The 2734-nt window shown below is 73.3% G+C and carries 4 protein-coding genes and 1 pseudogene; 4 read left to right on the forward strand and 1 reads right to left on the reverse strand.

The window, feature by feature from the left end:
• Positions 1 to 146: 146 nt before the first annotated feature.
• The 4 genes and pseudogenes from x551_RS20795 (at position 147) to x551_RS20810 (ending at position 2265) form a co-directional block, all read left to right on the forward strand.
• Complete coding sequence (locus tag x551_RS20795) at positions 147 to 749, forward strand: cysteine hydrolase family protein (RefSeq protein WP_036236060.1); 603 nt, start codon at positions 147 to 149, stop codon at positions 747 to 749.
• 41 nt (positions 750 to 790) lie between these two features.
• Positions 791 to 1213, forward strand: a complete 423-nt coding sequence (locus tag x551_RS20800) for a VOC family protein (RefSeq protein ID WP_036236063.1) — start codon at positions 791 to 793, stop codon at positions 1211 to 1213.
• Between the two features lie 11 nt (positions 1214 to 1224).
• Positions 1225 to 1967 (forward strand): annotated as a pseudogene (locus tag x551_RS20805) (metallophosphoesterase family protein).
• A 31-nt stretch (positions 1968 to 1998) separates the two neighbouring features.
• The gene (locus x551_RS20810; protein WP_011828272.1) at positions 1999 to 2265 is read left to right on the forward strand and encodes a hypothetical protein; all 267 of its coding nucleotides are present in this window, start codon (positions 1999 to 2001) and stop codon (positions 2263 to 2265) included.
• A 17-nt stretch (positions 2266 to 2282) separates the two neighbouring features.
• On the opposite strand, the gene x551_RS27760 is transcribed toward x551_RS20810, so the two are convergent.
• Positions 2283 to 2734: helix-turn-helix transcriptional regulator (locus x551_RS27760; RefSeq protein WP_161728108.1), on the reverse strand; the 452-nt coding region annotated here is incomplete at its 5' end.

A 2734-nucleotide genomic window follows, 5' to 3' on the forward strand; every position in this document is an offset into this window, starting at 1 on the left:
GCCGCCGCAGGGCCGGGCGGGCTGGCGCGGGATGATCGCCGCCGACGCCGGCAGCCCGCGCGATCCGCCCTGAGGCGCGGGTCCTCGTGACTTTGGTGTAATGGCCGCGCGCCGGCAGCCCTGCCAGGCATCACCAGGAGACCCGCATGACCACCGCGTCCACCACCCTGAGAGATCTCGTCGGCCTCGGCCACCGTCCGGCCGCGCTGGGCGAGGCCGCGCTGATCATGATCGACTGCCAGAACACCTACCGGCAGGGCGTGATGCAGCTGACCGGCGTGGAAGAGGCGCTGGTCGAGGCGCGCAAGCTGCTGGAGATCGCCCGCGCGCGCAGGATGCCGATCTTCCACATCCAGCACGACGCCGGGGCCGGCTCGCCCTACGACGTGCGGGCCGAGATCGGCGCCATCTCGGCCGAGGTGGCACCGATCGCCGGCGAGCCGGTCATCACCAAGAACTACCCCAACTCCTTCGTGCAGACCGACCTCGACGAACGGCTCAAGGCGCTGGGCATCCAGCAGATCGTGCTGGCCGGCTTCATGACGCACATGTGCATCAACTCCACCGCGCACGGCGGCTTCAACCTCGGCTACGCGCCGACGGTGGTGGCCAGCGCGACCGCGACGCGCGCGCTGCAGGGGCCGAACGGCAAGGTGCTGACGGCGCGCGAGGTGCACGACGGCGCGCTGGCGTCCACGCGCGACCTGTACGCGGCGGTGGTGGACTCGGTGGCCGACCTCGGCAGCTGAGTCCGCGCGGGGCGTCGCGGCACCGAAAGGAGGGCCTCACGGTGTTCACCTACGTCTGCCTCGGCAGCGCCGACCTGCCCCGCGCCGCGCGCTTCTACGACGCGACGATGGCCACGCTGGGCCTGCAGCGCTGCGACACCAGCGACGAGCCCGACTGGGACGGCTGGATCGGCTGGGGCACCTACCAGCAGCACGGTGCGACGGAGATCGCGCTGTGGCTGTGCGAACCGTTCGATGGCCGGCCGGCCACGGTGGGCAACGGCACGATGGTGGCGCTGCGGGCGCGCAGCTGGGCCGAGGTCGATGCCTTCCACGCGGCGGCGCTGGCGCACGGCGGCCGCTCGGAAGGCGCGCCGGGCCTGCGCCCGCAGTACAACGCCGACTTCTACGCAGCCTATGTGCGCGACCCCGACGGCCACAAGCTCGCCGTCGTCTGCCGCGGCCAGACCGAGCCGGCCGCATGACGACGCCGACCCTGCGCATCGCCCTCGTCTCCGACATCCACGGCAACCTCGCCGCGCTCGAGGCGGTGGTGGCCGACATCGGCCGCCGCGGCGTGGACCGCACGGTCAACCTCGGCGACAGCCTGTCGGGGCCGCTGCTGCCGCGCGAGACGGCGCGCTTCCTGATGGCGCAGGACTGGCTGCAGCTGGCCGGCAACCACGAGCGCTACGTGCTCGGCGGCGGCGCGCTGCCGCGCGAGCCCTCGGACGCCTATGCGCACGCGATGCTCGGCCCCGCCGAAGTCGACTGGCTGCGCACGTTGACGCACCGGCACGCGCTGGCCGACGACGACGCGTTCCTGTGCCACGGCACGCCGGCGCACGACGACGTCTACTTCTTCGAGACCGTGACGCCGCACGGCCTGCGCGCCGCGACGGCCGACGAGGTGGAGGCGCGCCTGGGCGAGGTGCGTGCGGCGCTGGTGTGCTGCGGGCACACCCACACGCCGCGCCTGCTGCGCAGCCGGCACGGCCAGCTGCTGCTCAACCCCGGCAGCGTGGGCCTGCGGCCTACGACGACGCGCGGCCCTTCCCTCACGCCGTGGAGAACGGCGCACCGGACGCGCGCTATGCGATCGCCGAACGCGGCGCCGACGGCCGCTGGTCGGCCGAGTTGATCGCCGTGCCCTACGACCACACGGCGATGGCGATGCTGGCGGAACGGCGCGCGCGGCCCGAATGGGCGCATGCGCTGCGCTGGGGCCGCCTGCCGTGAACGGCCTTCCCGCTCACGAGGCCGCATCGCGATGAAGACCTTCGCCGTGCTGGTAGCGCTGGCCGCCTGGGGACACCTGCTGTTCTGGCGCCCGGCGCCTTGGGTGAGCTGGCTGCTGTTCATGGCCTTCCTCGTGCTCGGCAGCCTGTTCACGCTGGCAGGCGGCTTCAGCTACTGGTGGGACTCGGGGATGCGGCCCTCCCAGCGCAGCGCGGTGGTGCTGGTGTGCGGCCTGCTCACGCTGGCGGCGCAGGCGGGCCGCCTGTTCAAGTCGCTCTCCGACGACGACCTCGCCTGAGGCCCGGCCGCCGCGTCTCAGGCCGCGCCGCGCTTGAGCTTGCCGAGCGCCATCGCCGCCGCGGAGGTGCGCGTCTCGACGCCGAGCTTGGCGAACACGTGCTCCAGGTGCTTGTGCACGGTGCGCGGGCTGGTGCCGAGGATGTCGCCGATGTCGCGGTTGGTCTTGCCCTGGGCCACCCAGTGCAGCACCTCGGCCTCACGGCCGGTGAGCCGGAACGCGACCGCCAGGCCCTCGATGCTGGCGCGGTCGTTCGACTCGGTCAGCACCAGCAGCCACTCGTCCTCGCCGGTGGCCTCGTGCAGCGCGAAGCTCACGCGGCGGCCGTCGCGCGCCAGCACGATGGGGTAGCCGGTCTGCTCGGTGGCTGCCAGCACCGCCTGCGCCTGCATCCAGTCGAGCAGGGTCTCGCTGAGCACCGGGCCGCGGGTGCCGGCCTCGCGCGTGGCGTCCAGCGCCTGCAGCAGCT

Origin of the sequence: Methylibium sp. T29 (genome assembly GCF_000576205.1) — a bacterium.
Classification (GTDB): Bacteria; Pseudomonadota; Gammaproteobacteria; order Burkholderiales; family Burkholderiaceae_C; genus Methylibium; species Methylibium petroleiphilum.

Bases quoted from the DNA above. Each gene is read 5' to 3' on its own strand.
- x551_RS20795 (WP_036236060.1), top strand. From the start codon at position 147: ATGACCACCGCGTCCACCACCCTGAGAGATCTCGTCGGCCTCGGCCAC.
- x551_RS20810 (WP_011828272.1), top strand. From the start codon at position 1,999: ATGAAGACCTTCGCCGTGCTGGTAGCGCTGGCCGCCTGGGGACACCTG.